Raw genomic sequence first — 26,220 nt, 5'->3', positions numbered from 1 at the left:
TGGCTGTCCTGCGGGCCGGGAGAGGCTTCGGGATGGTACTGCACCGAGAAGACCGGCCGGTCCTTCAGCTTCAGGCCCTCGTTCGTGCCGTCGAACAGGCTGACATGGGTCGCCTCGACCGTCTCGGGCAGGCTTTCCGGCACGACGACGAAGCCGTGGTTCTGGCTCGTTATCTCGACCCGGCCGGTCGCCAGGTCCTTGACGGGATGGTTGGCGCCGCGATGGCCGCGCTCCATCTTCTCGGTCCGGGCGCCGAGCGCCAGCGCCATGATCTGGTGGCCGAGGCAGATGCCGAACATCGGCACGCCGGTCTCCATCAGCCCGCGGACCGTCGGCACCGCGTACTCGCCGGTCGCGGCCGGGTCGCCGGGGCCGTTGGACAGGAAGACGCCGTCCGGGGCGTGGCGCATCACGTCCTCCACCGTCGCCGTCGCCGGGACCACGGTGACCCTGGCTCCGGTGTTGGCGAGGCAGCGCAGGATGTTCCGCTTGGCCCCGAAATCGACCGCGACGACGTGGAACTCGGGGGCGTCCAGGCGGCCGTAGCCGGAGCCGAGCCGCCACGGCGTCTCGTCCCAGCCGTAGGTCTGCCGGCACGAGACCTCCTTCGCGAGGTCCATGCCTTCCAGGCCCGGCCAGCCGGCGGCCGTCGCGTGCAGCGCCTCCAGGTCGAAGCGGCCGTCCGGCGCGTGGCAGACGACGCCGCTCGGAGCGCCCAGGTCGCGGATGCGGCGGGTCAGGCGGCGGGTGTCGACGCCGGTGATCCCGACCAGGTCCTGGTTCTTGAGCCAGTCGTCGAGATGGCGCGTCGCGCGCCAGTTCGCGGGCTCGGTGACGTCCGCGCGCAGCACGAGGCCGCGTGCGGACGGCGTCACCGTCTCGACGTCCTCGGGGTTGGCGCCGACATTGCCGATATGGGGAAAGGTGAAGGTGATGATCTGGCCGGCATAGCTGGGATCGGTCAGGATCTCCTGGTAGCCGGTCATGGAGGTGTTGAAGCACACCTCGCCGACCCGGGCGCCGGCGGCGCCGATGCCTCGGCCCCAGAGCACCGAGCCGTCTGCGAGGACGAGGGCGGCGGTCGCCCCTTCGGGGCGCTTGGCCGCCGCGGCGCGGAGGTTTTCGCCGGGACCGGCGGAGACGGATTCGGACATCGGCTGACCCATGTTGTCGGCCCTCGTTGACGGGGCTTGTCGGCGCATTACCTGAAGGGGCGCTGATGGCCCGCGCCGGCCCGGCCCAGATGGGTGCCGTGCGCGCGGCCGTCAACCCAGCCCTCCGGGCCCGGGTGCCCTGGGGCGCCCGGTCGGCAGGGCCTGCGATTAGACCAAAGGAACCCCCCGGTCAAGCCCGATGCCGGGCGGTTCCGGCATGCGGCCGGTGGCAAGCTGGCGGCCGGATGCCGATTTGGGTAGGATGCCCGCACGTCACGCTCTCACGAGGACATCACGACCATGCTCCGCACGCGGCTCAACGAGGCCTTGAAGGAGGCCATGCGCGCCAAGAACCAGCGCGCGGTGTCGACGCTGCGCCTGATCCTGGCCGCCCTGAAGGACCGAGACATCGCCGCGCGCGGCCGGGGCGTGACCGACGGGATAACGGAGGACGAGATCCTCGCCATGCTCCAGACCATGATCAAGCAGCGCCGCGAGGCGATCGCGCTCTACGAGCAGGGCGGCCGGCTCGAGCTGGCCGAGCAGGAGCGCGAGGAGATCGCCGTCATCGAGGGCTTCCTGCCGCGCCAGCTCGACGACGACCAGGTGAGGGACGCCGTCGACGGGGTGATCCGCGAGCTCGGCGCCTCGGGGCTGAAGGACATGGGGCGGACCATGGCGGAGCTGCGCGCGCGCTACGCCGGGCAGATGGATTTCGCCAAGGCGAGCGGCGTCGTTCGCGCGGCGCTCGGCTGAGCACGGCGCGGGGATCGGGACGGCGCGGCGGCCCGCGCGCCGCCCTGCCTGCCGACGGGGCCCTTCGGCGGGCGAGATGAGCCTACCTCCGCAGTTCCTGGAAGAGTTGCGCGCGCGGGTGCCGCTGTCCGACGTCGTGGGCCGGAGGCTGCGCCTGGTCCGGGCGGGGCGCGAGTTCAAGGCGCCGTGCCCCTTCCACAACGAGAAGACCCCCAGCTTCTACGTCAACGACCAGAAGGGCTTCTTCCACTGCTTCGGCTGCGGCGCCCATGGCGACGTGGTCGGCTTCGTGATGCGCCACGACAATCTGGGCTTCGTGGAAGCGGTGGAGCTGCTGGCGGGCGAGGCGGGCCTGCAGGTGCCGCAGGCCACGCCCGAGGACCGCCGGCGCTACGAGCGACGGAAGGGGCTCCACGACCTCGTGGAGGCGACCTGCCGCTGGTTCGAGGGCCAGCTCCGCGCGCCGGCCGGGCGGGCGGGCCTGGACTACCTGCGCGGGCGTGGGCTCGACGACGAGGCCGTGGCCCGCTTCCGGCTCGGCTTCGCCCCGCCGGATGGCGGGGCGCTGCGCACGCACCTGCTGCGCGAGGGGTTCACCGAGGACGACATGGTCGAGGCCGGCGTCCTGCGCCGCCCCGACGACGGCCGGTCGCCCTACGCCTTCTTCCGCAACCGCGTCATGTTCCCGGTCACCGACCGCCGGGGCCGGGTGGTCGCGTTCGGCGGGCGGATCATGGAGGGGGACGGGCCGAAATACGTCAACTCCGCCGACGGCCCGCTCTTCCATAAGGGGACGCTGCTCTACAACATGAGCAACGCGCGCGAGGCGGCCGCGGCCGGCAAGCCCGTGATCGTGGCCGAGGGCTACATGGACGTGATCGCGCTGGTGCGCGCCGGCTTCGAAGGCGCCGTCGCGCCGCTCGGCACCGCGCTGACCGAGACCCAGATCCTGGAGCTGTGGAAGCTGTACCCGCCGGGCCGGCGCGAGCCGGTCCTGTGCTTCGACGGCGACGCGGCGGGGCGGCGCGCGGCGTGGCGCGCGGTCGAGCGGGTGCTGCCCCATCTCCAGCCCGACCATTCCGTGCGCGTCGCCTTCATGACGGCGGGAGAGGACCCCGACAGCCTGATCCGCGGCCAGGGGCCGGGAGCGATGGAGACGGTGCTGGCGGCGGCGCTGCCGCTCTCCGACGTGGTCTGGGACATGGAGCGCGAGAGCCGCCGCCTCGACACGCCGGAGGCGCGCGCCGGCTTCCAGGCCGCGCTCGAGGAGCGCGTGCGCCAGATCGCCGACCGCACCGTCCAGGAGTTCTACCGGCGGGAGTTCCGCGACCGCATGTACCGCGAGTTCCGGCCTCAGTCCGCGGCGCCGCGAGGCGGGCCCGGCGCCGCGGGCCGCGGGGGGCGGACGTTCGCCGGCCGCCGCGATCCCGGCTACGTCCCCGGGTTCCGGGCGGGCAACTACGCGCGGCCCGCGGGCTACGCGCCGCCGCGCCTCGAAGGCACGCGCCGGCAGGAGTTCATGCTGCTCGCCACCCTGGTGATGCATCCGCGCCTGTTCGAGGAGTTCGGGGAGCTTCTCGGATATGCCGAGTTCGAGGACGCGGGCTTCGAGGAGATGCGCCGCGCCCTGGTCGACGTGCTGAGCCGGCGGCCGATCGAGACCCGGGAGGAGGCGACGCGGGCATTGCGCGAGGCGGGGGTCGAGCCGCCGCAGGAAGGGCCCTATTCGGACTGGGTGCAGACCCATCTGCTGGTCCTGCGCGACGAGCTGCAGGGGGCGCAGCGCCTCTGGCGGCACATCTGGGCCAGGTATCATGCGCGCTGGCTGCACCGGGAGACCCGGCGCGTCGTCGACGGCGGCGAGGAGGGGCTGCGGCGCTTCCAGGCCCTGGTCCAGGAGATCGAGAACTATCGGCGCGAGCACGACGACCCCGATTTCATGGCGGAGTGGTGAGTTTCCGGGGCGTCGGGAGGGAGCGTTGCATGGCTGCGACTCCGGTTTTCGATGTGCGCACTCGATCGTAAATCCGGGCTTGACGGCGCTCTAGTTTGTGTCCACTTGTGACGGCAGGGCTTTTCCAGCAGTTTCGATGGATTGCTCGGCGCAGGTTTTCGAACCATGCCCCCTCGACGGGCCCAGGGCTCCCGAAACGGGACGGCGGCCGCGGAGACTGAAGGGGGAGAACGCGCTTCGAAGGCACATCGGGACTGGTTCTCAGGGAGCCGTGAAGGCGCTCATCCGCACCCCGTCGCGACGGGGCATGGGTTTTCTCGTCCGGTCGGCGGACCGATGGGAAGGCGGACGGATGGCACCGACCGGCGACTCCGGCCCTGGCGTCCGGGGCTCCGGCATCCGGGTTCGGGCGCGGGCCGCAGCGAGGGACGGAAGCGGGATTGAGACGGGAAGGGCCGGTGCGACAGGAACGGATCTGGCGGACGGCGCGGGTGAACCGCAGCCGCGCCGCCTTGCGTTGAGTTTCATGCGGGGGCATCCAGCGAATGGCCACGAAGACTAATTCCAGCGCGGAGGCTACGGACACTCGCGAAGAGTCCGTGGACGGCCCGCTGATGGACGGCATGGGCCAGGCGATCAAGAAGATGATCGCGCGCGGCAAGGAGCGCGGCTACGTCACCTATGACGAGCTGAACGCGGCCCTGCCGCCCGATCAGTCGTCCTCGGAGCAGATCGAGGACACGATGTCCCTGCTCTCTGAAATGGGGATCAACCTCATCGAGAGCGAGGAGCAGGACGACGCGGCCAACGCCGGCGCGGATGCCGACCCCGACGGCGCCAGGGCGGTCGGCAACCTCGACGACGACGACATCGGCCGGACCGACGACCCCGTGCGCATGTATCTGCGCGAGATGGGCTCGGTCGAGCTGCTGTCGCGCGAGGGCGAGATCGCGATCGCCAAGCGCATCGAGGCCGGCCGCGAGATGATGATCGGCGCGATCTGCGAGTCGCCGCTGACCGTCCGCGCGATCATGGAGTGGCACGACGCCCTGAACGAGGGCAAGATGCTGCTGCGCGACATCATCGACCTCGACGCGACCTACGGCGGCAATCCCGACGAGGCCGACGGTCTCGCCGCCGAAGGCGAGGGAGAAGGCGAAGGCTCCGAGATCGAAGGGGAGGAGGAGCCCGAGGTCGACGGCGAGCCGGATGGCGAGGGCGACGACGAGGGAGCCGGCCTGTCGCTCTCGGCGATGGAGGAGGCGCTCAAGCCCCAGGTGCTCGAGACCTTCGAGAAGATCGCCGCCACCTACGACCGGCTGCACCGCATCCAGGCCGAGCGGCTCCAGGCGATCCAGCGCGGCGAGGACCTGCCGCGCGGCACCGACAAGAAATACGACAAGCTCCGCCACGAGCTGGTGGAGCTGGTGAACACCGTGCGCCTCAACAACGCCCGGATCGAGCAGCTGGTCGAGCAGCTCTACGGCATGAACCGCCGTCTGATCGGGATGGAAGGCAAGATGCTGCGGCTCGCGACCGACTGCAAGGTCAAGCGCGAGGACTTCCTGCACCACTATTTCGGCCACGAGCTCGACCCGGCCTGGCCGGACCGGATCCGCGGCCTGTCGGGCAAGGCGTGGCAGCGCTTCGCCGAGAAGTCGCTGGGCGACGCGGTCCGCCTGCGCGAGGACATCGCGACGGTCAGCCAGGACTTCGGCCTGCCGATCGGCGAGTTCCGCCGCATCGTCTCGACCGTGCAGAAGGGCGAGAAGGAGGCTAGCCGCGCCAAGAAGGAGATGGTGGAAGCGAACCTGCGCCTCGTGATCTCGATCGCGAAGAAGTACACGAACCGCGGCCTGCAGTTCCTGGACCTGATCCAGGAGGGCAACATCGGCCTGATGAAGGCCGTGGACAAGTTCGAGTACCGGCGCGGCTACAAGTTCTCGACCTATGCGACGTGGTGGATCCGGCAGGCGATCACGCGCTCGATCGCCGACCAGGCGCGCACGATCCGCATTCCCGTGCACATGATCGAGACGATCAACAAGCTGGTGCGGACCTCGCGCCAGATGCTGCACGAGATCGGCCGCGAGCCGACCCCGGAAGAGCTGGCCGAGCGGCTGCTGATGCCGCTGGAGAAGGTGCGCAAGGTCCTGAAGATCGCGAAGGAGCCGATCAGCCTCGAGACGCCGATCGGCGACGAGGAGGACAGCCATCTCGGCGACTTCATCGAGGACAAGAACGCGGTCCTGCCGCTCGACGCCGCGATCCAGGCCAACCTGCGCGAGACGACGACGCGGGTGCTGTCCAGCCTGACCGCGCGCGAGGAGCGCGTGCTGCGCATGCGCTTCGGCATCGGCATGAACACCGACCACACGCTGGAGGAGGTCGGCCAGCAGTTCTCGGTGACGCGCGAGCGCATCCGCCAGATCGAGGCGAAGGCCCTGCGCAAGCTGAAGCACCCCAGCCGCAGCCGCAAGCTGCGCAGCTTCCTCGACACCTGACCGGGACCTGACCGGGAACCGCAAGGGCCGGCCGGCATCGTGCCGGCCCTTGCGTCCCGTGCCGATCGGAGGCACAGTCTCCGTCCCGTCCTGGGGGCCTGTAGTTCAGTGGTTAGAACGCGCCGCTCATAACGGTGTTGTCGCAGGTTCGAATCCTGCCGGGCCCACCAGACCCATCCATTGCGCCGACAGTGCTCGTGCTCCAGTGCGTGTACACGCCGAAGGATAGATTAGGAGCCGTCGCCGCGTGCGGCAGCGGAACCCTTGCCGGCAGGGCCGCGGCTTGTCCGGCCGCTTCGAGCGATACGGCGCGTCCTGCGGGTCACCGGGTTTCCTGCTTGCCAAGATGGCGCAAGTCCGATCACATTCCTTCAAGAACGAGCACGCCGGAGGCTGTGCCGGGGAGGTCGCGCGCATCTTCCTGATCCTCCGCACGGCATCGGGACGCTGAAGGGGGAGAGATGGGCAGACTGGAAGGCAAGACGGCCCTCGTGACCGCGGCGGGGCAGGGCATAGGCCGGGCATCGGCGCTGGCCTTCGCGGCGGAGGGCGCGCGGGTGATCGCGACCGACGTCAACCAGGCCTCGCTCGAAAGCCTGAAGGGCGAGGCGCCGGCGATCGCCACCCGGCTGCTGGACGTGCGCGACGATGGCGCGGTCGAGGCGGCGGCGCGGGAGATCGGCGCCGTCGGCGTCCTGTTCAACTGCGCCGGCTTCGTCCATCACGGGACGATCCTGGACTGCGGCGATGCCGACTGGGACTTCTCCTTCGACCTCAACGTGAAGTCGATGTACCGGATGTGCCGGGCCTTCCTGCCGGCCATGCTGGAGGCCGGCGGCGGCGGCATCATCAACATGTCGTCGGCCGCATCGAGCATCAAGGGAGCGCCGAACCGGTTCGTCTACGGCGCCACCAAGGCCGCCGTGATCGGCCTGACCAAGGCGATCGCCACCGACTTCATCCGCCGCGGCATCCGCTGCAACGCGATCTGCCCCGGCACCGTGCAGACGCCGTCGCTCGACGACCGCATCGCGGCGCGCGGCGACGTCGAGACGGCGCGCGCCGAGTTCGTCGCGCGCCAGCCCATGGGCAGGCTCGGCACGGCCGGGGAGATCGCCGCGCTGGCGGTCTACCTGGCGTCGGACGAAGCCGCCTTCACGACCGGCGCCGTCCACGTCGTCGACGGCGGCTGGAGCCTGTGAAGCGGCGCACCGGGATCCAAGAGGGAGAAGCAAGACCATGAAGCTGCTGCGTTGGGGCCCGCCGGGTCAGGAGAAGCCCGGCCTGCTGGACGGTTCCGGCCGTGTCCGGGACCTGTCGGGCGTGATCGACGACGTCGCCGGCGGCGTGCTCGAACCGGAAGGGCTGGCGCGGCTCGCCGCGGTCGATCCGGCGACGCTACCCGAGGTTCCCGGCCGGCCGCGGCTCGGTCCCTGCGTCGGGCGCGTCGGCAAGTTCATCTGCATCGGGCTGAACTACTCCGACCATGCCGCGGAGTCGGGCATGACGGTGCCGCCGGAGCCGATCGTGTTCATGAAGGCGAGCAGCGCCGTCTGCGGCCCCGACGACGGGATCGAGATCCCGCGCGGCTCGGAGAAGACCGACTGGGAGGTCGAGCTCGGGATCGTGATCGGCAAGCCCGCGAAATACGTCTCCCAAGCCGAGGCCCTGTCGCACGTGGCCGGCTACTGCGTCGTCAACGACGTCTCGGAGCGCGCCTTCCAGACCGAGCGGTCGGGTCAGTGGACCAAGGGCAAGAGCGCCGATACCTTCGGCCCGATCGGCCCCTGGCTGGTGACCGCCGACGACGTGCCCGACCCGCAGAACCTGAAGCTCTGGCTGGAGGTGGACGGCAGGCGCTTCCAGGACGGCTCCACCAGGACCATGGTCTACGGCGTCAAGTACCTGGTCAGCTATCTCAGCCAGTTCATGAGCCTCCAGCCCGGAGACATCATCTCCACCGGGACGCCGCCGGGCGTCGGCATGGGCCTGAAGCCGCCGGTGTACCTGCGGCCGGGACAGACCGTGCGCCTCGGCATCGAAGGCCTGGGCGAGCAGACGCAGGCGGTCCGCGCCGCAGAGTGACGCGAGCGGCCTCGGGCCGCGGGGTGACGCTAGCGGCCTGAGGCCGCGGGGTGACGCGAGCGGCCTCAGGCCGCCCGGCAGCCGGCCGCCGGCAGCCGGACGGTCACGGTGGTGCCCTGGCCGATGGCGCTCTCGATGCGCAGGTCGCCCCCGTGCAGCTGCACCAGCGACCCGACCAGCGACAGCCCGAGGCCGGTCCCGCCGTTCTGCCGGGCGTAGCCGCTGGCGGCCTGCTCGAACGGCTTCATTAGGCGCGGAATCTCGGCCGTCGGCATGCCGACCCCGGTGTCGTGCACGACGAACTCGACGTCGCCGCCGGCTTGCGGCCGCAGCCCCGCGGTCACGGCACCGCCCTCGGGCGTGAACTTAACGGCGTTGGAGAGCAGGTTCAGCAGGATCTGCGTCAGCGCCTGGGGATCGGCGTGGCACGGCGGCGGCGTTTCCGGCAGGTCCAGCGAGAAGCGGATCCGCTTCGCCTCGGCCGCATCGCGGATCAGCCGCGCCGCGGACTCCAGGATCGGGCGCGGGTCGAGCGCGGTCGCCTCGACCGCCAGCTTCCCGGCCTCGGCCTTCGAGATGTCCAGGACCTTCGTGATCAGCTCCAGCAGATGTGTGCCGGAGGCGTGGATGTCCTGGGCATATTCGCGGTAGCGCGCGTGCCCGACCGGCCCGAACACTTCCAGGCGCATCACGTCCGAGAAGCCCAGCACGGCGTTCAGCGGGGTCCGGAGCTCGTGGCTCATCGTGGCCAGGAACTCCGACTTGGCCCGGCTGGCGTCCTCGGCGCGGGTCCAGGCCGCCTCCAGCTCCGCGTTGCGGGTCTCCAGCTGCCGCTGCAGGCGCTGCGTCGCCATCATCAGCAGGGCGACGACGGTGAGGATGTTGCTGATCAGGGAGACCAGGAAATGCGCGCCCTGGACGGTGGTGGGCGCGAAGAAGTCCTGGCCCGGCGCCAGGAACGCGGTCGATGCCGCCCTTGCCGCGAGCGTGAGCCCGACCAGCGCGAACAGGACGGCGGCGGGCAGGGCGGTGCTCCGCAAGGTTCGGGCGGGGCCGCGCAGCAGCTCGCCCGCGCACATGAAGCAGCCCGCCGACATCAGCGTGGAGGCCGCGGCTATCCGGTCCAGGACGTCGTCCCGCACATAGGTCCGATGCGCCACGAAGACGACCGCCAGGCCGATGACCGCCGCGGTCCCGATCCAGTAGACCCGCCGGCCGCCGAACAGCCGGATGCCGTTCCAGTACGCGGCCAGGCTGGCGAAGCCGAGGCCGTTGGCGACGACGATGGACAGGAAGTCGGGGATGACGCCGCGCAGCCCGGCCCCCAGCGTCATCAGGCCGATCAGGCCGGTGCCGAGCGTCCACTGGCCGAGCCCGGGTATTGTCCGGTGCGCGTACCAGAACGTGACCATCAACGCTCCCAGCGTCACCGACACGACGGAGTGGGCCAGGAACAAGGTACGCAGATCGATGTCCATGGCGTCCCGTCTAGCCGGCCAGTGCCTAACGCCACGCTAACGACCTGGTCACAGCTGCGTTCCGGACCCCATCCGGGGCTCCCTTCGAGGCATCGCGCCCCGACCGGCGGGGTCAACGTCTCGCCCAACGTGTCGAAGGGCGAGCCGATCTCCATCGTTCCGCCGCAGGTCGCGCTCGTCGCGTGCATCGCGACCGAGGGCGAGTTCCCAGGCCGACCATGAGGACGGCGCCATGACCAGATCCGCGATCCAACTGGCCCGCGTCGGCCTCGCCGCCGGCGCGTTGTTCCTGACCGCCGGCGCCGCCCAGGCCTGCGGCCCCAATCCCGTCATGGGATCGGTCTGCTTCTTCGCCTTCCCGTTCTGCCCCCAGGGCTACGAACCGGTACTAGGCCAGCAAGTCGAGATCTCCGACGATGTTCCCTATTCCAGGGCCATGTTTTCGCTGGTGCAGGACTATTACGGCCAGCCCCCCAGGACGACGCTTTCCTGATGCCCGACCTGCAGGGACGGATGCCGATGGGCACCGGGACGTCCCGGTTCCAGGAATACATCTGGATCGGCGTCGAGGAAGGCAACGACAGCCACCTGCTGTTCCCGGAGAACCTGCCGCACGTCCACGACTACGAGGCGCACATACGCCTGAACAGGCTCGCGATTCCGGCGGTGACCGACAACGGCAGCGTCCCCTCTCCCGAGGGCAACGTCTTCGCGGCCATGCCCGACTTCTACTCGCCCGACGCTCCCACCCTGTCGATGACGTCCGAGCTTCGCGCCTATTTCTCCGGGACGCCGCCCGCGGCGACGAAGGCGCCGGCCGATCCCTCGGCACCGGCGGTCCCGCCGGTGGTGGTGACCCCTGCCGGCAACGCGGACGCGGCGGCGCTGCCGCTGCGCCCGCCGCAGATGGCGCTGACCGCCTGCATCGCCGTCAGCGGAACCTACCCGCAACGCCCCTGACCCGCAGCGCCCCTGACCCGCCGCCGGTGGGCCCTGTGCCCGAACGAACGGAAAACCCCGGGGAATTCCCATGAGACGCATCCCGCTTCACGTCCTGCCGCTCGTCCCCGCCCTCCTGCTCGCGTCCGCGGACCGGGCGCAGGCGTGCTCGGACATGCCGCTCTACGGTTCGATCTGCGCCTTCGCCTTCGACTATTGCCCGGTCGGCTTCGTGCCCCTGGACGGACGCGCGCTCGCGACGTCCGACCCGGCCTATGCCAACTACAAGGACTTCGTCGGGGGCGCGTTCGGCGCCCAGCGCGACAGCCTCGATCTTCCCGACCTGCGCGGCATCACGCCGGTGGGCGCGGCTCCGCCGGGCGTCGGCGTGCCGGCGCCGAAGGAGGGCGCCCCCGGCATCCCCACCCTCGGCAGGTATCGCGGCGACCCCGAGGAGAAGCTGACGCCGGACAGCGTCCCCGTCCATACGCACGGCGCCAACGTCGTCCAGGGCGCCACAGGGACCGGAAGCATCCTCGTGACGGACCTGCCGGGCGACAGTCCGAGCGCCGCGGGCGTGCTCGCCCGGATCCCGACCGAGAAGGTGCACAATCCCACCATGGCCTTCGCGCCGATGCCGGCCGACCGGAAGGGCCTCGTCGCCCTCAACCCCGCGGCCGCCCCCGCGTTCCTCGACGCCAAGGGCCAGGTGACGTCTCCCGTCGACGTGAGACATCCGGCGCCGATCGAGACCCGCCCACCCTCGCTCGGCCTCACCTACTGCATGAGCGTGCAGGGAAGCGTACCGGCATTCGGAAATTGAACGGCAGCACTGGCGGGCACGGCCCGGTCGATGTAAATATGCATGCGATCATACCGCGAGTGGGGTAGTGCCGTTGACATTTCCAAATACCAAAACCTCAACGGATCGGTATGATAGTGACCACGACCGTAGGGCGGCGCCTCAAGGCCGGCCCACGGGCCCCGGGTCCTCCGGGGCGGGCAGACAATGACAGGGAGTGATTGATGTCGAAGTTCAAAGCCCTACTTGCGGCGGGCCTGTTCGCGGCCACGGCCGGCGTTGCCGGCAGTGCCGGCGCGCAGGAGATCCGCATCGCCGTCGGCGCGCCGCTGACCGGCCAGTATGCCGCGTTCGGCGAGCAGCTCCGCAACGGCGCCGTGATGGCCGTGAAGGAACTCAACGAGTCTGGTGGCCTGCTCGGCCAGCAGATCGTGCTGGAGGAGGGCGACGACGCGTGCGACCCGCGCCAGGCCGTCGCGATCGCCAACCAGTTCGCGGCCAGCGGCGTGGTCTTCGTGGCCGGTCACTACTGCTCGGGCTCCTCGATCCCCGCCAGCCAGGTCTACAACGAGGAAGGCATCCTGCAGATCACGCCCGCCTCGACCAACCCGACCTTCACCGAGCAGGGCTTCCCGACGATCTTCCGCGTCTGCGGCCGTGACGACCAGCAGGGCCAGGTGGCCGGCGCGTTCATCCACGAGACCTTCCCCGACGCGAAGATCGCGATCCTTCACGACAAGTCCGCCTACGGCAAAGGCCTTGCCGACGCCACGAAGGAGAACCTCAACAAGCTCGGCATCCAGGAGGCCATGTACGAGGCCTACACCGCCGGCGAGCGCGACTACTCGGCGCTGGTCTCCAAGCTGAAGCAGAACAACATCGACCTCGTCTACATCGGCGGCTACCACACCGAGGCGGGCCTGATCGTCCGCCAGATGGCCGAGCAGGGGATGGGCGATGCCCGCGTCATGTCGGGCGACGCCATGGTCACCCAGGAGTTCTGGTCCATCACGGGTGAAGACGGGGCCGGCATGCTGATGACCTTCAGCCCGGATCCGAAGCTGAACCCGACGGCCGCTCCGACGGTCGAGATGTTCCGCGCCGCGGGCATCGAGCCGGAAGGCTACGTCCTCTACACCTACGGTGCGGTCCAGGCCTGGGCCGAAGCGGTGCGCCGCGCCGGCACGACCGACCCGATGGCCGTCGCCGAAGAGCTGAAGAAGGGCAACTTCGACACGGTGCTCGGCAACATCGCCTTCGACGCGAAGGGTGACGTGACCGCGCCCGGCTACGTCGTCTACGAGTGGCAGGACGGCACCTACTCCTACTACGACCAGAAGAGCTGATCGGGCACGTCCCGTAGGTCCGACTGGAAATGCGGCCCGGCTCTCACGAGCCGGGCCGCTCTTCTTTCCGGGGTGGGAACGTTCGTCTCAGCCCTTGCCCGATCCTCGCGGCGTCACCGGGCCGGACGGATGCCGGAACGGCCCGCCAGCGAACTCCCGGCCGGAGCATGGCCCTGCAGGCGGGACAGGATCGCCTGGAACCCCTTCCTGAGCAGGTCCGCGAGATAGATGCCGCGGTCGCGCCGGGCCCTGCGCTCGATCGCGCACAGCTCCTCGTAGCTCGGCAGTTCGAAGCCGTCGTTTCGATCGTTGATCATGGAAACCTCCTCCAATCAGCGAGAAGGCGTCCCTCCCAGCCCTTCCGTTCGAGGGCCAGGGAATGCTAGCAGGGCCGAAGCCCCCGCAGTCATCGAAATGCTGCACCGCAGCATTGCGAGGCCTGCGGCACGTCCCCGGGGGTCAGTATTTCAGCTTGAGCTTGCCGGTGACGGCGTGGCGGTCGAGGTTTCGGCCTTTCCACCCCATCACGTGCTCGACCGACAGGACGGGACCGCCGTCGAGCCGGCCGACTATCCCCAGGCGCAACGCCGCATCGGGCCTGCCGTGTGGTCCAGATGCCATTTCGGCCGTCCGCTCGACCGATACCTGCGGGGCGAACCGGCCCCATCGTGACCCGATCTCGTGGGATGCGGTCAGTCCGGTGGTTACCGCGGCCGTGCCGACGGTCCATCCGGTGCCGCCCAGGGCGCCGACTGCCGACGCCGACGGTGCCAGCTTCAGCCGGGGCACCCGCTTTGGAAGCGGAACCAGACTCCATCGTGCGCGGCCGCCGGCGAACAGCACGGACCTCGCCCTTCTGCGCGTCCTCGTCTCGCGCCCGAGCCCGCCGCCCGCGACCACTTCGACGGAGAGCCCGGAACGGCTCATGGCGCCATGCACCGATACGGTCTTCGTCTCGGCGAAGGCGCCGGACCCGATCGGCTGCCGGGAGTAGCCGACGGCGGCACCGAGCCGCACCTGGTGGCGGACCGCGAAGTCGGCCCCGAGCGACAGCCCGTCGCTTTCCAAGCCGATGCCGTCGGGATCGAAGCGCGCGGCGCCGGCCCCGAAGATGCTGACGCGACCGTCTCCGCGTCGCTTCAGCGCCCGCGGGACGAAGGTGCCGAGGGCGGCCAGCGGCACCTCGTGCCGGCCGACCGCCAGCTTGAACCGGTCGAGATGGATCCCGGACGTGTCCCTTCTCCCTTCGTACCCGTCCAGCAGACGCCCCGTCCTGTCGAACAGCAGGCGCACCTGCCCGGTCGCGGCATCGAGCGCGGTCGACATGGCTTCGACCGGGCCCGCAGCCGCCGGAAACGAAAAGGAAAGGGCAGCGGCCAGAGCCGCCGCAAGCCACGCACCGGGAACCTGCACACCGGGAACCTGCACACCGGGAACCTGCATCGTCGCTCCGTGGTCGGATCGGGGACAATGCAGGAGACCATGGCGGTCCTTACATCCGGTTAACCATGCCGGCTCGGCCGGCCTCAGACGATGCCGGCTCGGCCGGCCTCAGACGATGCCGGCGTCGCGCAGCCGTTCCAGGACCGCGTCGGCGGCGTCTTCCGGCGACATCGCCGTGGTGTCGATCCGGATCTCGGCGTTCTCCGGCGCCTCATAGGGCGAATCGATGCCGGTGAAGTTCCTGATCTCGCCGCGGCGCGCCTTGCGGTAGAGGCCCTTCGGATCGCGCTGCTCGGCGACGGCCAGCGGCGTGTCGACGAACACCTCCAGGAACTCGCCGGCCTCCAGCAGGTCGCGGGCCATCCGCCTTTCGGCCCGGAACGGCGAGATGAACGAGACCAGGACGATCAGCCCGGCATCGACCATCAGCTTCGCCACCTCGGCGACGCGGCGGATGTTCTCGACCCGGTCGACGTCGGTGAAGCCCAGGTCCTTGTTCAGGCCGTGGCGGACGTTGTCGCCGTCGAGCAGGTAGGTATGGCGCCCCTGGGCGAACAGCTTCTTCTCCAGCATGTTCGCGACCGTCGACTTGCCCGCTCCGGACAGGCCGGTGAACCACAGGACGCAGGCCTTCTGCGCCTTGAGCGTCGCACGGGCGGCCTTGTCGACGTCGAGCGCCTGCCAGTGGACGTTCTGGGAACGGCGCAGTGCGAAATGCAGCAGCCCCGCGCCGACCGTGGCATTGGACAGCCGGTCGATCAGGATGAAGCCGCCGGTCTCCCGGTTGTCCTCGTAGGCGTCGAAGGCGACCGCCCGGTCGAGGCTGAGGTTGCAGACCGCGATCTCGTTGAGGTCCAGCGTCTTGCCGGCGAGATGCTCCAGCGTGTTGACGTTGACCTTGTATTTCAGCGCCGAGACCGTCCCGGTCACGACCCTGGTCCCGATCTTCAGCAGGTAGGGCCGCCCGGGCAGCAACGGCTCCTCGGACATCCAGATCAGCGTCGCCTCGAACTGGTCGGCGACGCCGGCCGGTTCCGTCGCCGAGCACAGGACGTCGCCGCGGCTGATGTCGATCTCGTCGGCCAGGGCCAGCGTCACCGACTGGCCGGCGACGGCCTCGTCGAGGTCGCCGCCATGGGCGACGATGCGCCGCACGACGCTCTCGCGTCCCGACGGCAGGACCCGCACCCGGTCGCCGGGGCGGACGGTCCCGCCGGCGATCAGCCCGGCGAAGCCGCGGAAGTCGAGGTTCGGCCGGTTGACCCACTGGACGGGCATCCGGAACGGCCGGGACTGGTGGCCGCTCTCGATCTCGACCGTCTCTAGGAACTCGATCAGCGTCGGCCCGGCGTACCAGGGCATCGCGTCGCTGGCGGTCGTGACGTTGTCGCCGCGCAGGGCCGACATCGGGATCGCGGTGATGCGCTCGATCCCGATCCGCTCGGCGAAGGCCCTGTAATCGGCCACGATCGTCTCGAAGGTCTCCTGCGAATAGCCGACGAGGTCCATCTTGTTGACCGCCAGCACGACGTTGCGGATGCCGATCAGCGAAACGAGATAGCTGTGGCGTCGGGTCTGCGTCAGCACGCCCTTGCGGGCGTCGATCAGGATCACGGCGACGTCGGCGGTCGAGGCGCCGGTCACCATGTTACGGGTGTACTGCTCGTGACCGGGCGTGTCCGCGACGATGAACTTGCGCCGGTCCGTGGTGAAGAAGCGGTAGGCGACGTCGATGGTGATGCCCTGCTCGCGCTCCGCCGACAGCCCGTCGACCAGCAGCGCGAAGTCGAGCGCCTCGCCCTGGGTGCCCATCCGCTTCGAATCCGCTTCGAGCTGCTGGAGCTGGTCCTCGAACAGCAGCTTCGATTCGTAGAGCAGCCGCCCGATCAGCGTGCTCTTGCCGTCGTCGACGCTGCCGCAGGTGATGAAGCGGAGCAGGCTCTTCCTCTCCTGCTCGGCGAGGTAGCCCTCGATGTCCCGGGCGATCAGGTCGGCATCGTGCGCCATCAGAAGTACCCCTCGCTCTTCTTCTTCTCCATCGACGCCGCGGCGTCGTGGTCGATCGCGCGGCCATGCCGCTCGGACGTGGTGGCCAGCAGCATCTCGCGCACGATCGCGATCAGGCTGTCCGCATCGCTGTCGATCGCGCCGGTCAGCGGATAGCAGCCGAGCGTGCGGAAGCGGACGCGCCGCAGCTCCGGCGTCTCGTCGGGCTCCAGCGGCATGCGGTCGTCGTCGACCATGATCAGCATGCCGTCGCGCCGGACGACCGGCCGTTCGGCGGCGAAGTACAGGGGCACGATCGGGATGTTCTCGGCGTGGATGTACTGCCAGATGTCCAGCTCGGTCCAGTTGGAGAGCGGGAAGACGCGGAGGCTCTCGCCCTTGGCCTTGCGCGCGTTGTAGAGGCGCCAGAGTTCCGGCCGCTGCTGCTTGGGGTCCCAGCGGTGCTGCGCCGTGCGCACCGAGAAGATGCGCTCCTTCGCGCGGGACTTCTCCTCGTCCCGCCGCGCCCCGCCGAAGGCCGCGTCGAAGCCGTACCGGTCGAGCGCCTGCTTGAGGCCCTGGGTCTTCATGACGTCGGTATGGACCGAGGAGCCGTGGGTGAACGGGCCGATGCCCCGCTCCAGGCCTTCCCGGTTGACGTGCACCAGCAGCTCGAGGCCGAGCCTCTCGGCCGTCCGGTCGCGGAACTCGATCATCTCCCGGAACTTCCACGTCGTGTCGACGTGCAGCAGCGGGAAGGGCGGCTTGGCGGGATGGAACGCCTTCATGGCCAGGTGCAGCATCACCGAGCTGTCCTTGCCGATCGAATACAGCATGACCGGGTTCTCGCACTCGGCGACGACTTCCCGCATGATGTGGATGCTCTCGGCCTCGAGCCGCTGGAGATGGGTCAGTGCAGTCATGTGCCGTCCCGATCATGGTCTTGCCGCTGCGCGCGCCCCGAGATCAGCCGTGCCGGCGACAGGTCGGCGGCGGTGATCCCCAGGCACGCGACCTCATCCGGCAGCGGTTCGCCCGTTGCGAGTGCGGCCGCCGCGCGCGCGACGGCCGGCGCGGTTTGTACGCCATATCCGCCCTGTCCGGCCAGCCAGAAGAAGCCGGGCGCGTCGGGCGCTTCGCCGACCACGACCGTCCGGTCGGCGACGAAGCTGCGCAGCCCCGCCCATCTGTGGACGATGCGGCGGATCGCGACCGTGGTCAGCGTCCCGACCCGATCGGCGGCCGTCGCGACGTCGATCTCGTCCGGCTGCACGTCGGAGGGCGGCACGGGCGTCTCGTCGCAGGGCGAGGCGAGCAGGCGGCCGCCCTCCGGCTTGACGTAGATGCTCTCGCCGATGTCGGTCACCATTGGCCAGCCGGACGGGTCCAGCCCCGCCGGCGGGTCGAAGGTGATCGCGGTGCGCCGCATCGCGACCAGGCCGATGGCTGCCACACCGGCCATCGCGGCGACCTCGTCGGCCCAGGCGCCGGCGGCGTTGACGAGGATGGGCGCCGCGAATCGGCCGACGGGCGTCTCGACCAGCCAGACACCGTCCTCGCGCCCGATCGCGCGCGCCGGCGCGGAGGTGACGACCCGTCCGCCATGGGCGCGCAGGCCGCGCAGGAACCCGGAATGGGCTGCGTGGACGTCGACGTCCATCACGATCGGCCGGTGCAGGGCCCGCGCGAAGCTGCCGGGCCTGACGATGGGGCACAGCCGCGCCACCTCGGCCGCGTCGATCTCGCGGGTCAGGGGTGAGATCGCGCGGCCCCGCTCCAGCGCGGCTTCGAACTCGGCCTCGTCGTCGTCGCGCGCGACGGCCACGACGCCGCGCGGCGTCAGGAGGGGATGTTCCGCGAAGCCCGGCGGCGGGTTCTCGAAGAAGGCCCGGCTCGCCCTCGTCAACGCGCGGATGCAGGCGTTGCCGTAATACTCCGTGAACAGGGCCGCCGACCGGCCGGTCGCGTGGTAGCCCGGCGTGTCCTCGGTCTCCAGCAGCGTGACGGTTCCCCGGCCGGCGAGAAAGAAGCCGGCCGAGGCGCCGGCAATCCCGCCGCCGAGGATCAGGAAGTCGCTGCGTTGCGTGGTCACGGCCGGTCCGGGGCTCGGTCGGGGGCCGGTCAGGCGGTCGAACCGGCCGGACGTTCGGCCGAGCGGGTCGATGCCGCGAGGACCAGCAGCGATGCCACGACGGCGCAGCCCATGGTCAGGAAGTAGATCGACGCGAAGCCCGCCTCCTTGGCCACGAGGCCGGTGATCGGTCCCCAGATCAGAAGGCCGAGGTCCCAGAACGAAGTGTAGGTGCCGAGTGCCGCTCCCTGCTGGGACTTCTCGGTCCGGTTGATCACCATCAGCGCCAGCGACGGATAGAGCAGCGACAGCCCCGCGCCCATGATCAGGCCCGCCGCGATGCCGATGGTCAGGTTCGGCGCGGTCGCCAGGATCAGCAGCCCGGCCGCCTCCACGAGGCCCGACCAGAACGCGACCCTTTTGGGGCCGAACTTGTCGGGCCAATGCCCGACCAGGATGCGGACGCCCACATAGGCGAGGCCATAGGCGTTGAAGACGGCGATGCCGTTCTCGATGCCGCGGCCGTCGAAATACAGCACGACGAAGGCCGCCAGGGCTGCGTAGCCCGACGCGCCCATGGCCAGCGCCGCGCCGGGCAGCACGGCCGTCGACGACAGGAGCGCCTGCTTCTTCTTCTGCGCGGCCTGCTGCGGCTTGTCCTTCATCGCGATCAGCGCCAGCCCGAGCACCGGCGTCGCGAGGCAGGCGGTCCAGACCGCGGCGAACCCGCCGAACGCGAGGAGCTGCGTGCCGACGAAGGCGCCGATCGTGATCCCCATCCACATGCTGATGCCGAACAGCCCGACCGCCTTGCCGCGCCGCTCTTCCGGGGCGAGCTGCACGAGCCAGGTGGCGCCGGCCGTGAACACGGCCGCCTCGCCTACGCCGTGCAGGATGCGGATCGCGACCAGCACGGGCATGTTGGCCGCGACGAAGTAGAGCGCGCCGGCGACCGCGCACATCACCGCGCCCAGCAGCATCACCAGCTTGTAGCCGTGCCGGTCGGCGTAGCGTCCCGCCACCGGTCGCGAGACGACGACGGCGAGCGCGATCGCGGTGACGGCGACCCCGACCGCCACCTCGTCGCCGATGAGAACGTCGCGGACGTAGAAGGGCAGGGTCGACAGCGACATGCCGATCCCGAGATGGCAGAAGAACAGCCCGCCGAACAGCGGGAAGAACTGCCTGTACAGGTGCGACATGCCCTCGGAGCTCGCTTGTGTCCCGGTCATAGCCGTTCTCCGTCCTTTTCGCGTCGGGGGCCGGTCCTCAGGAGGCCGTTCCCGCCGGCACGGCGTGGAAGAAATGGGTCGGAAGATGGACCGCCAGGCCCTCGTAGATCGTCGCGCAGACCGCGATGCCCGGCCCGGCGAAGGTGCCCGGCGGCGGCTCGGCGACCCGGATCACCGACTTGCCGCCGTCCAGCAGCCGGGCGGCGACGGCGAAGTCGCCCACCAGCGCGCAGCCCGGTGCGACCATGCGCGTGCGCGTGATCAGCGTGCCGTTGCGGGCGAGGTCCTCCAGCAGCCCGTTCCTGCCCACCATGTGGTTGTAGTAGTCGTAGGGGTTGACGATCATGGCATGGGCCGTGGCGCCATTCTGCTCGATCTCGTTGCAGGCCGCCATCACGCCGGAGACGTAGTCGCCCTCGTAGGGCAGGCGGGTGACGCCGGGGTGGTTCAGCAGGCCGTGCTCGCCCAGGGTCAGCGCCTGGTTCTCGGCGGTGGCGAGACGGACGAGCAGGCGGTAGTCGATGAAGACCGCCAGTCCCTCGGGGTCGTCGCGCAGCTCGTCCGGGATCTGGACCCAGGCGCTGATCGGATGGACCCGGCCTTCGCCGATGCCGAACTTGAACGCGGCCTCCTGGCGCAGCCCGGCTTCCGTCACCGCCGCGGCCTCGTCGCGGCTCGGCCGGGTCTCGCGCCAGAACCGCGTCACCTCGCCCTCGGCGGGACGCTTCTTGAACAGGTTGCGGACGGTGAGCCGCGGCCGGTCCTGCGTCGGCTTGAACGCGTCGGTGATCGTGAAGTCGAACTCCACCTCGGCCCTGCTGCCGTCGCGCAGGAACGCCTGGGCGAAGGCTTCTCCGGGGGAAAGGGTCGTGGTGCTGGCCTGCGACGTCGACATGGGGCTCTCCTGTTGTAATCGTGATGCGGGCGGGGTTCTGCGCCCCGTCAGATCGCGTGCTCGCTCAAATGCCGGTAGAAGGGGTAGTGGTGGTCGTAGAAGGACCGGAGCTTCTCGTCGTTGTCGACGGTGACCTCGTAGGTCCGCTCCCGGTGGCTGAAGCCGGTGCTGCGGGCCACGTCCTGGTGCCAGACCTGGGTCCGCTTCCATTCCGGCCGGTCCTCGGCGTTCCAGGTGAGGGCTTCGGGTATGAAAGGCAGGCCGACCAGCTCGCAGTACCGGCGGATCACCGCCGCGGGGTCCTGGAGCAGCCTTTCCGAGTGGATGACCGGCGGCCGCTTTCCCCGGATGCGCTGCGCGAACTCGAAGATGCGGTACAGGTGCTCGTAGCCGATCTCCGGGCACGTCACCGTCGGCTTCACCTGGTAGTGCGAGTTGATGGCCTTCTTCGGGTCGCGCACGATGAAGGTGTGCTCGATCCCCGCCATCTCGTCGGGGTGATCGAACATCCATTCGTACTGGAACTCGCAGGTGTCCTTGCAGAACACCGGGGCGAGCGCCGCCAGCGACTTCAGGTGCCGGATCACCTCGATCGGAGACCGCAGGACGACGGTGCCGCCCCGTCCGTCGGTGACCGGGACCTCGCCCTCGTCCACCAGGGTGACGAGCGGCTCGTGGACGACGATCACGTCGCCCCGCTCGATCATCATCCGCAGGAAGGCCGTCGAGACCGCCCGCGGATGCGCCCAGAGCGCGATGACCTTGTTCATGCCGCCGTGCCCTCCGGCCGGGGCCGCGCCGCCGCGCTCACTGCGACCACCAGGTGGGCTTGCGGTCCCAGCGGTGCCGGCGCAGTTCCGCCAGCACCGGGGCCGGCAGCGGCCGGCCGTCGCTGACGCCGAAATTGGCCTGCACGTTGCGCAGCTGGCGCATGCCCGGGATCACGGTGCTGACCGCGGGGTGGCGGAGGATGAAGCGCAAGGCCAGCTCGGGCAGCGTCATGCCCTCGGGCACCGCGGCCTTCAGCGCCTCGACGCGCTCGATCGTGGGCACGAGGTTCTCCTCGCAGAAATAGGTGTTCCGCCAGTCGCCTTCCGGCCACTTCGTGTCCCGGGTCAGCATCCCCGTCAGCGAGCCCTCGTCGAAGGGGACGCGCGCGATGATGCCGATGCCCTGCTCCTGGGCCCGCACGAACAGTTCGTCCTCCGGGGCCTGGTCGAAGACGTTGTAGATCACCTGGATCACGTCGATCAGACCGGTTTCGATCGCCGCCAGGCAGTTGGCCGGCTCCCAGCGGTTGACGCTGATGCCGAAGGCCTCGACCAGGCCCTCGCTCTTCAGGTCCGACACGGCGCGCTGCCAGCGTTCGTCCCCGGCCCAGCGGTCCTCCCAGACATGGAACTGCATCAGGTCGATCCGGGACACGCCCAGGTTCTCGAGGCTGCGATGCGTGTACTCGCGGATGTGGTCCACGGGAAAGACGTCGTCGAGCGTGTCTTCCGGGCGCGGCGGCCATTCCCTGTTCTTGGGCGGGATCTTCGTGGCGACGTAGAGCTTCCGGTCCGCGTGGTCCTTCAGCAGCCGTCCCAGCAGCTGCTCGCTCACTCCGCGGCCGTAGACCCAGGCCGTGTCGAAGAAGTTGCAGCCCATGGCGACCGCCTCGTCCAGGCACCGCGGCGCCACGTCGTAATCCCAGCCCGTGAAGCCGCCGGGCCCGCCGCCGATGCCCCACATGCCGTAGCCGACTTCGCTGACGTCCCAGCCCAGGCGTCCCATTTTCCGGTAGTGCATTGTTTCCTCTCAGCCGATGCGTGGTCTGCCGTCTCGGGGATGCGGCACGCTCAGTGGTTGACCGCCAGCCGGTCGGCCATGCCGTCCCGCGCGTCGAGATGGTCGCGATAGGCTCGCATGGCGCCGGCGGGATCTCCATCCGGCAGGTCGTGCCGCCGCTCCAGGTCGCGGCAGGCATCCCGGCGGAACAGGCGGGGATTGTCGACGAGCAGGCCTTCGAAGATGCGGCGCAGCTCGTCCTCGCCGCGCCCCACGCGCGTCGGCAGCAGGGCGCGCAGCGTCACCAGCTCGCGTTCGCCGGTCTCCTCGCACTCGCGCTCCAGCCGGGCCAGGAACTCAGTGCACGACACGCGCTCGAGCGGGATGCCCGCCTTCGGCAGCACCTGCGTGAAGCAGATACTCTCGGGGTGGAAGACGTGCAGGGTGCGCCCCCGGACGAGCGGGTCGGGCAGGGCCGCCACGATGCGCCGGGCGACCTGGTCGACGGGCGAGAAGTCCGAGCGCAGCGAAGCCGCGGGGTGGACGCCGAGCCGCCGGAACGCGGCCAGCAGGAAATGGGTCAGCGCCTGCCCGTTCGGCTGTCCGTTGTCGGCGGCGGGCATCACCTCTCCCAGGCGGTAGATCGTGACGTCCGCTCCGCGGGCGCGTGCCTCGGCGAGGCTGCGTTCCGCGATCCATTTGGAGCGGCTGTAGCCGCTGTTCGGGGCCACCGCCGCGGCCGGGTCGAAGTCTTCGGGAAGCGGCTCCGGATGCCGGACGGCTTCGCAGTCGAGCGTGCCGAGCGTCGAGACGTGGTGCAGCGCCTTCGGCCTGCCTTCGCCCGCGAGGCGGAGCAGTTCCTGCGTGCCGAGCACGTTCGCCGCGCGATGCGCGCGGTAGTCGAACAGGAAGTTGACCATGGCGCCTGCATGCAGGATGGCGTCGCAGTCGCCGGCCAGGCGGTCCCAAACCGCGGGGGCGAGGCCAAGCCCGGGAGCCCCCAGGTCGCTTGCCAGCACCTCGACGCGGTCGGCGAAGGCGCTCTGCCAGAGGGTCTGGCGTGCGAGGGTGTCGACGACGCGCCTGCCGGCCTTACGGTCGGTTTCGGCGCGGCACAGGCAGACCACGCGCAGCGAGGTGCGCGCCAGCAGCTCGTGGAGCAGCCGGCTGCCCACGAAGCCGGTGGCTCCCGTCAGCAGGACGGTCGCGGGCGGATCGAGGTTCCGCGGAGCTTGCCGGACGGCGGCGACGGGCGCCGAGGCGTCGCGCTCCATCAGCCGGATGTCGTCCGCCTGCTCCGGGGCCTCGCCGGCCCGCCTGCGCTCGACCAGCCGGCTCATCGCCTCGGCCGTGCGGTTCTCCAGCAGGTCCTGCACGCCCAGCCGCAGGCCGAACGCCGCTTCCAGCTCCATCACGGCCGAGAGTGCCTGCAGCGAGTCGCCGCCCGCGACCATGAAGTCCTCGTCCGGCAGCAGGTCGGGCTTCTCCAGGACCGACCGGAACACCTGCAAGACCCGGCCCAGCGTCACCGTCACCGTCCCGAGGCTCTCCAGGCGGGTCGCGTCTTCGGCGAGCTTCACGTCGAGCAGGCCGTGAAGCTGCCTGTGATCGACCTTGCCGTGGTCGGTGACGGGCATCTCCGGCAGGACGAAGTAAAGCCGCGGCAGGCTGGTGCGCGGCAGGGTGCGGCGCATGTGCTCGCGCAGGCATTCCTCGTCGAGGTCGCGGTCGCCGACCGCGAACAGCGCCAGCGACTTGCGGGTCTGCTGCTGGGCCACCAGCACTTTCGCCTGGCGCACGTGCGGGCATGCCAGCGCCGTCGTCTCGATCTCGCCGAGTTCGACCCGTACGCCGCCGATCTTCACCTGGAAGTCCCTACGGCCGAGGAAGCGGAGCATCCCGCCGGCATCGTACGCCCCGAGGTCGCCGGTGCGGTAGAGCCGGTCGCCCGGTATCTCGGGGAACGGGTTGGCCACGAACGCTTCGGCCGTCCGGTCGGGGTCGCGGAAATAGCCGCTCCCGAGGCACGCGCCGCCGATCACGATCTCGCCCTGCGCGCCCGGCGGCAGGAGATGGAGGTCGTCGGACAGGACCAGCGCGTAGCAGTTGTCGATGGGCCGGCCGAGCGGGATGGCGTCGCCGTCGGCCGGCGACACCGTGTGGAAGACCATGCCGATCGACGCCTCCGTCGGGCCGTAGCCGTTGGTGATGCGGACGCCGGGAAGCATCGAGCACAGCTTGTGGACGGTATGGGGCGTGATCTCCTCGCCCCCGACGATCAGCCGGCGCAGCGAGGCGATCTTGCGCCGGGCCTCCTCGTCGCGCTCCACCAGCGAGACCATGATGTTGAAGATCGTGGGGACGAAATCCGTCATCGTGATCTCGTAGGCGGCGATCGTCTCGATCGTCCGGTCGAGGTCGAGGAACTCCCCCTGGGCGGGGATCACGGCATGGCCGCCGATCGTCAGCGGCCAGAACATCTGCCAGACGGCGCTGTCGAAGGTGTGCTTGCTGTTCTGGAGCACGACCTCGCTCTCGTCCGCGCCGAAATACCGCGTCATGAACAGGAAGCGGTTTGTCAGGCCGCCGTGCCTGTTCATCGCGCATTTGGGAGTGCCGGTCGTCCCGGAGGTGAAGATGCCGTAGATCGCATCCTCCGGCCCCAGCGCGATCCCCGGGCGCCGGTCCGTACCCGCGATTCGCGCCGCGTCGACCGGCAGGGCCAGGTGGCGGGCGTCCTCGGGAAGCGCGTCCGGGCCGGCGCAGACCGCCACTTTGGGCGAGAGGACGCCGAGTGCTGCGCGAAGGCGCGTGGCCGGCCAGCCGGGGTCGAACGGGACGAAGGCGGCGCCCAGCTTCATCAGCGCGAGGCAGGAGACCGGCAGTTCCAGGCCGTTGGCGAGCACCACCGGAACCACGTCGCCCTTGGCGACGCCGCACGCCGCCAACTCGGCGGCCAGGCCGTTGGCGATGCGGTCGAGCTGGCGGTAGCTGAGCGTCCGGCCCTCATGCGACAGGGCCGGGCGATCGGGCGCGAGGTCGGTCCGTCGTTCGATCATCCCGGGAATGGCGAGGAACGGGCCGTTGTCGACGGCGCGTCCCGCCAGGTCGCCGAGCACCAGCCGGCGCGATGCCTCGCCGAGGCCGCCTGCGCGTGCCGGCGGGAGCGAAGGCTCCTCGATCAGCGCGCGCAGCAGTTCGCCGTAGATCTCCGCGACGGCGGCTCCCATGCGCTCCCAGGGGTCGCCATGGGCGCAGTCGAAGTCGACCCGCAACTCGCCGCCGGCGGCGGTGCACATGAGCCGGACCGGGGTCCGTTCGGGCCGAACGGCTCCAGAGGCGGCGGTATTCCCCGTCAGGTCGAGGCGGACCGAGAGGTGCGGGCCGGACGGGGAGGGATCGAGCACGCGCGGCCGGGCCCACCCCGGGGAGGCCTCGACCGGGCGCATCCGGATCTCGTCGGACCAGCCGTCGGGGGCGGTCCAGGCGGTGGTTCCGGCACGGCCCACCACTTCCGTCTCGATCGGCAGTTGGCGGCCGAGGCGCGTGAGCAATTCCAAAGCGGCCAGCGAGGCCGTCGATGCGCAGGACCCAACTTCAGCGAGCAACGTCTCGGTTATCGGCCTCGTCAGCGAACAGGTGTAACTCGATGGTTTTCGGGCGCTACTTGTGTTCGGCTGGCCAATGATTCCAAGCATTCGTTCAGCCCTTCTCCGTTATTCGCACGCTGGCCGAACCGGTCGTGCGATGATACTTGGGTCTTACTCTGAATGGACTGGCATTGAGATCCCGGCACATTAGAAAG

General features: G+C 70.0%; 21 protein-coding genes and 1 tRNA gene. 10 read left to right on the top strand and 12 right to left on the bottom strand.

Going from position 1 to position 26,220, the window contains the following annotated elements; all coding sequences use genetic code 11:
• Positions 1–1,154, bottom strand: a 1,154-nt coding sequence (gene carA, locus VGO20_RS18190) for a glutamine-hydrolyzing carbamoyl-phosphate synthase small subunit (RefSeq protein ID WP_327503791.1), incomplete at its 3' end; no start/stop codon positions are given.
• Between the two features lie 300 nt (positions 1,155–1,454).
• On the opposite strand from carA, the gene VGO20_RS18185 reads away from it, so the two are divergent.
• The 6 genes from VGO20_RS18185 (at position 1,455) to VGO20_RS18160 (ending at position 8,453) form a co-directional block, all read left to right on the top strand.
• A complete protein-coding gene (locus VGO20_RS18185; protein WP_327503790.1) occupies positions 1,455–1,910 on the top strand; it encodes a GatB/YqeY domain-containing protein in 456 nt (151 codons plus the stop codon).
• Positions 1,911–1,986: 76 nt separating this feature from the next.
• Positions 1,987–3,864 (top strand): DNA primase, encoded by a 1,878-nt coding sequence (gene dnaG / locus VGO20_RS18180; protein ID WP_327503789.1) that lies wholly within the window; start codon positions 1,987–1,989, stop codon positions 3,862–3,864.
• A 545-nt stretch (positions 3,865–4,409) separates the two neighbouring features.
• The gene (gene rpoD, locus VGO20_RS18175; protein ID WP_327503788.1) at positions 4,410–6,368 is read left to right on the top strand and encodes an RNA polymerase sigma factor RpoD; all 1,959 of its coding nucleotides are present in this window, start codon (positions 4,410–4,412) and stop codon (positions 6,366–6,368) included.
• A 94-nt stretch (positions 6,369–6,462) separates the two neighbouring features.
• Positions 6,463–6,538 (top strand) — tRNA-Ile (locus VGO20_RS18170).
• Between the two features lie 291 nt (positions 6,539–6,829).
• Complete coding sequence (locus VGO20_RS18165) at positions 6,830–7,570, top strand: SDR family oxidoreductase (RefSeq protein ID WP_327503787.1); 741 nt, start codon at positions 6,830–6,832, stop codon at positions 7,568–7,570.
• A 37-nt stretch (positions 7,571–7,607) separates the two neighbouring features.
• Positions 7,608–8,453: a fumarylacetoacetate hydrolase family protein gene (locus tag VGO20_RS18160; RefSeq protein ID WP_327503786.1), complete on the top strand. Its 846-nt coding sequence runs from the start codon at positions 7,608–7,610 to the stop codon at positions 8,451–8,453.
• Positions 8,454–8,518: 65 nt separating this feature from the next.
• Here VGO20_RS18160 and VGO20_RS18155 read toward each other — a convergent pair whose 3' ends face one another.
• Positions 8,519–9,931, bottom strand: a complete 1,413-nt coding sequence (locus VGO20_RS18155) for a sensor histidine kinase (protein ID WP_327503785.1) — start codon at positions 9,929–9,931, stop codon at positions 8,519–8,521.
• A 232-nt stretch (positions 9,932–10,163) separates the two neighbouring features.
• On the opposite strand from VGO20_RS18155, the gene VGO20_RS18150 reads away from it, so the two are divergent.
• The 4 genes from VGO20_RS18150 to VGO20_RS18135 all read left to right on the top strand — a co-directional run bounded on the left by VGO20_RS18150 (position 10,164) and on the right by VGO20_RS18135 (position 13,018).
• The gene (locus VGO20_RS18150) at positions 10,164–10,424 is read left to right on the top strand and encodes a tail fiber protein (RefSeq protein ID WP_327503784.1); all 261 of its coding nucleotides are present in this window, start codon (positions 10,164–10,166) and stop codon (positions 10,422–10,424) included.
• Positions 10,424–10,891, top strand: a complete 468-nt coding sequence (locus VGO20_RS18145) for a hypothetical protein (protein WP_327503783.1) — start codon at positions 10,424–10,426, stop codon at positions 10,889–10,891. Before VGO20_RS18150 ends, VGO20_RS18145 begins: the two co-directional genes overlap by 1 nt.
• A 70-nt stretch (positions 10,892–10,961) precedes the next feature.
• Positions 10,962–11,693 carry a phage tail protein gene (locus VGO20_RS18140; protein ID WP_327503782.1) on the top strand — a complete coding sequence of 244 codons (732 nt, stop codon included), beginning with the start codon at positions 10,962–10,964 and terminating at the stop codon, positions 11,691–11,693.
• Between the two features lie 203 nt (positions 11,694–11,896).
• Positions 11,897–13,018 carry a branched-chain amino acid ABC transporter substrate-binding protein gene (locus VGO20_RS18135; protein ID WP_327503781.1) on the top strand — a complete coding sequence of 374 codons (1,122 nt, stop codon included), beginning with the start codon at positions 11,897–11,899 and terminating at the stop codon, positions 13,016–13,018.
• Between the two features lie 113 nt (positions 13,019–13,131).
• Here the strand turns inward: VGO20_RS18135 and VGO20_RS18130 are convergent, their stop codons facing one another.
• The 10 genes from VGO20_RS18130 to VGO20_RS18085 form a co-directional block, all read right to left on the bottom strand.
• Positions 13,132–13,335 (bottom strand): hypothetical protein, encoded by a 204-nt coding sequence (locus VGO20_RS18130; protein ID WP_327503780.1) that lies wholly within the window; start codon positions 13,333–13,335, stop codon positions 13,132–13,134.
• Positions 13,336–13,477: 142 nt separating this feature from the next.
• Positions 13,478–14,344 (bottom strand): hypothetical protein, encoded by an 867-nt coding sequence (locus tag VGO20_RS18125; protein ID WP_327503779.1) that lies wholly within the window; start codon positions 14,342–14,344, stop codon positions 13,478–13,480.
• A 225-nt stretch (positions 14,345–14,569) separates the two neighbouring features.
• Positions 14,570–16,468 (bottom strand): sulfate adenylyltransferase subunit CysN, encoded by a 1,899-nt coding sequence (gene cysN / locus VGO20_RS18120; RefSeq protein ID WP_327503778.1) that lies wholly within the window; start codon positions 16,466–16,468, stop codon positions 14,570–14,572.
• Positions 16,468–17,361 carry a sulfate adenylyltransferase subunit CysD gene (gene cysD / locus VGO20_RS18115; protein WP_473964861.1) on the bottom strand — a complete coding sequence of 298 codons (894 nt, stop codon included), beginning with the start codon at positions 17,359–17,361 and terminating at the stop codon, positions 16,468–16,470. The genes cysN and cysD overlap by 1 nt, the downstream gene beginning before the upstream one ends.
• 5 nt (positions 17,362–17,366) lie before the next feature.
• A complete protein-coding gene (locus VGO20_RS18110) occupies positions 17,367–18,539 on the bottom strand; it encodes an NAD(P)/FAD-dependent oxidoreductase (RefSeq protein WP_327503775.1) in 1,173 nt (390 codons plus the stop codon).
• A 29-nt stretch (positions 18,540–18,568) separates the two neighbouring features.
• Positions 18,569–19,750, bottom strand: coding sequence for an MFS transporter (locus VGO20_RS18105; RefSeq protein ID WP_327503774.1), 1,182 nt, complete (start codon positions 19,748–19,750; stop codon positions 18,569–18,571).
• Between the two features lie 37 nt (positions 19,751–19,787).
• On the bottom strand, positions 19,788–20,645 hold the full coding sequence (locus VGO20_RS18100) for a family 3 encapsulin nanocompartment shell protein (RefSeq protein ID WP_327503773.1): 858 nt from the start codon (positions 20,643–20,645) through the stop codon (positions 19,788–19,790).
• A 47-nt stretch (positions 20,646–20,692) separates the two neighbouring features.
• The gene (locus tag VGO20_RS18095; RefSeq protein ID WP_327503772.1) at positions 20,693–21,415 is read right to left on the bottom strand and encodes a sulfotransferase-like domain-containing protein; all 723 of its coding nucleotides are present in this window, start codon (positions 21,413–21,415) and stop codon (positions 20,693–20,695) included.
• Positions 21,416–21,452: 37 nt separating this feature from the next.
• Positions 21,453–22,436, bottom strand: coding sequence for an aldo/keto reductase (locus tag VGO20_RS18090; RefSeq protein WP_327503771.1), 984 nt, complete (start codon positions 22,434–22,436; stop codon positions 21,453–21,455).
• 50 nt (positions 22,437–22,486) lie between these two features.
• The gene (locus VGO20_RS18085; protein ID WP_327503770.1) at positions 22,487–26,023 is read right to left on the bottom strand and encodes a non-ribosomal peptide synthetase; all 3,537 of its coding nucleotides are present in this window, start codon (positions 26,021–26,023) and stop codon (positions 22,487–22,489) included.
• Between the last annotated feature and the right edge of the window lie 197 nt (positions 26,024–26,220).

Source organism: Arenibaculum sp. (assembly GCF_035998295.1).
Classification (GTDB): domain Bacteria; phylum Pseudomonadota; class Alphaproteobacteria; order Azospirillales; family Azospirillaceae; genus DASYHS01.
The sequence above is the reverse complement of the archived record's forward strand: the minus strand, read 5'-3'. Positions and strand labels throughout refer to the sequence as shown.

Bases quoted from the DNA above. Each gene is read 5' to 3' on its own strand.
- cysN (WP_327503778.1), bottom strand. From the start codon at position 16,468: ATGGCGCACGATGCCGACCTGATCGCCCGGGACATCGAGGGCTACCTC.
- VGO20_RS18135 (WP_327503781.1), top strand. From the start codon at position 11,897: ATGTCGAAGTTCAAAGCCCTACTTGCGGCGGGCCTGTTCGCGGCCACG.
- rpoD (WP_327503788.1), top strand. From the start codon at position 4,410: ATGGCCACGAAGACTAATTCCAGCGCGGAGGCTACGGACACTCGCGAA.
- VGO20_RS18145 (WP_327503783.1), top strand. From the start codon at position 10,424: ATGCCCGACCTGCAGGGACGGATGCCGATGGGCACCGGGACGTCCCGG.
- VGO20_RS18095 (WP_327503772.1), bottom strand. From the start codon at position 21,415: ATGAACAAGGTCATCGCGCTCTGGGCGCATCCGCGGGCGGTCTCGACG.
- VGO20_RS18155 (WP_327503785.1), bottom strand. From the start codon at position 9,931: ATGGACATCGATCTGCGTACCTTGTTCCTGGCCCACTCCGTCGTGTCG.
- dnaG (WP_327503789.1), top strand. From the start codon at position 1,987: ATGAGCCTACCTCCGCAGTTCCTGGAAGAGTTGCGCGCGCGGGTGCCG.
- VGO20_RS18100 (WP_327503773.1), bottom strand. From the start codon at position 20,645: ATGTCGACGTCGCAGGCCAGCACCACGACCCTTTCCCCCGGAGAAGCC.
- VGO20_RS18105 (WP_327503774.1), bottom strand. From the start codon at position 19,750: ATGACCGGGACACAAGCGAGCTCCGAGGGCATGTCGCACCTGTACAGG.
- VGO20_RS18160 (WP_327503786.1), top strand. From the start codon at position 7,608: ATGAAGCTGCTGCGTTGGGGCCCGCCGGGTCAGGAGAAGCCCGGCCTG.
- VGO20_RS18185 (WP_327503790.1), top strand. From the start codon at position 1,455: ATGCTCCGCACGCGGCTCAACGAGGCCTTGAAGGAGGCCATGCGCGCC.
- VGO20_RS18140 (WP_327503782.1), top strand. From the start codon at position 10,962: ATGAGACGCATCCCGCTTCACGTCCTGCCGCTCGTCCCCGCCCTCCTG.
- VGO20_RS18090 (WP_327503771.1), bottom strand. From the start codon at position 22,436: ATGCACTACCGGAAAATGGGACGCCTGGGCTGGGACGTCAGCGAAGTC.
- VGO20_RS18125 (WP_327503779.1), bottom strand. From the start codon at position 14,344: ATGTCGACCGCGCTCGATGCCGCGACCGGGCAGGTGCGCCTGCTGTTC.
- VGO20_RS18150 (WP_327503784.1), top strand. From the start codon at position 10,164: ATGACCAGATCCGCGATCCAACTGGCCCGCGTCGGCCTCGCCGCCGGC.
- VGO20_RS18165 (WP_327503787.1), top strand. From the start codon at position 6,830: ATGGGCAGACTGGAAGGCAAGACGGCCCTCGTGACCGCGGCGGGGCAG.
- VGO20_RS18130 (WP_327503780.1), bottom strand. From the start codon at position 13,335: ATGATCAACGATCGAAACGACGGCTTCGAACTGCCGAGCTACGAGGAG.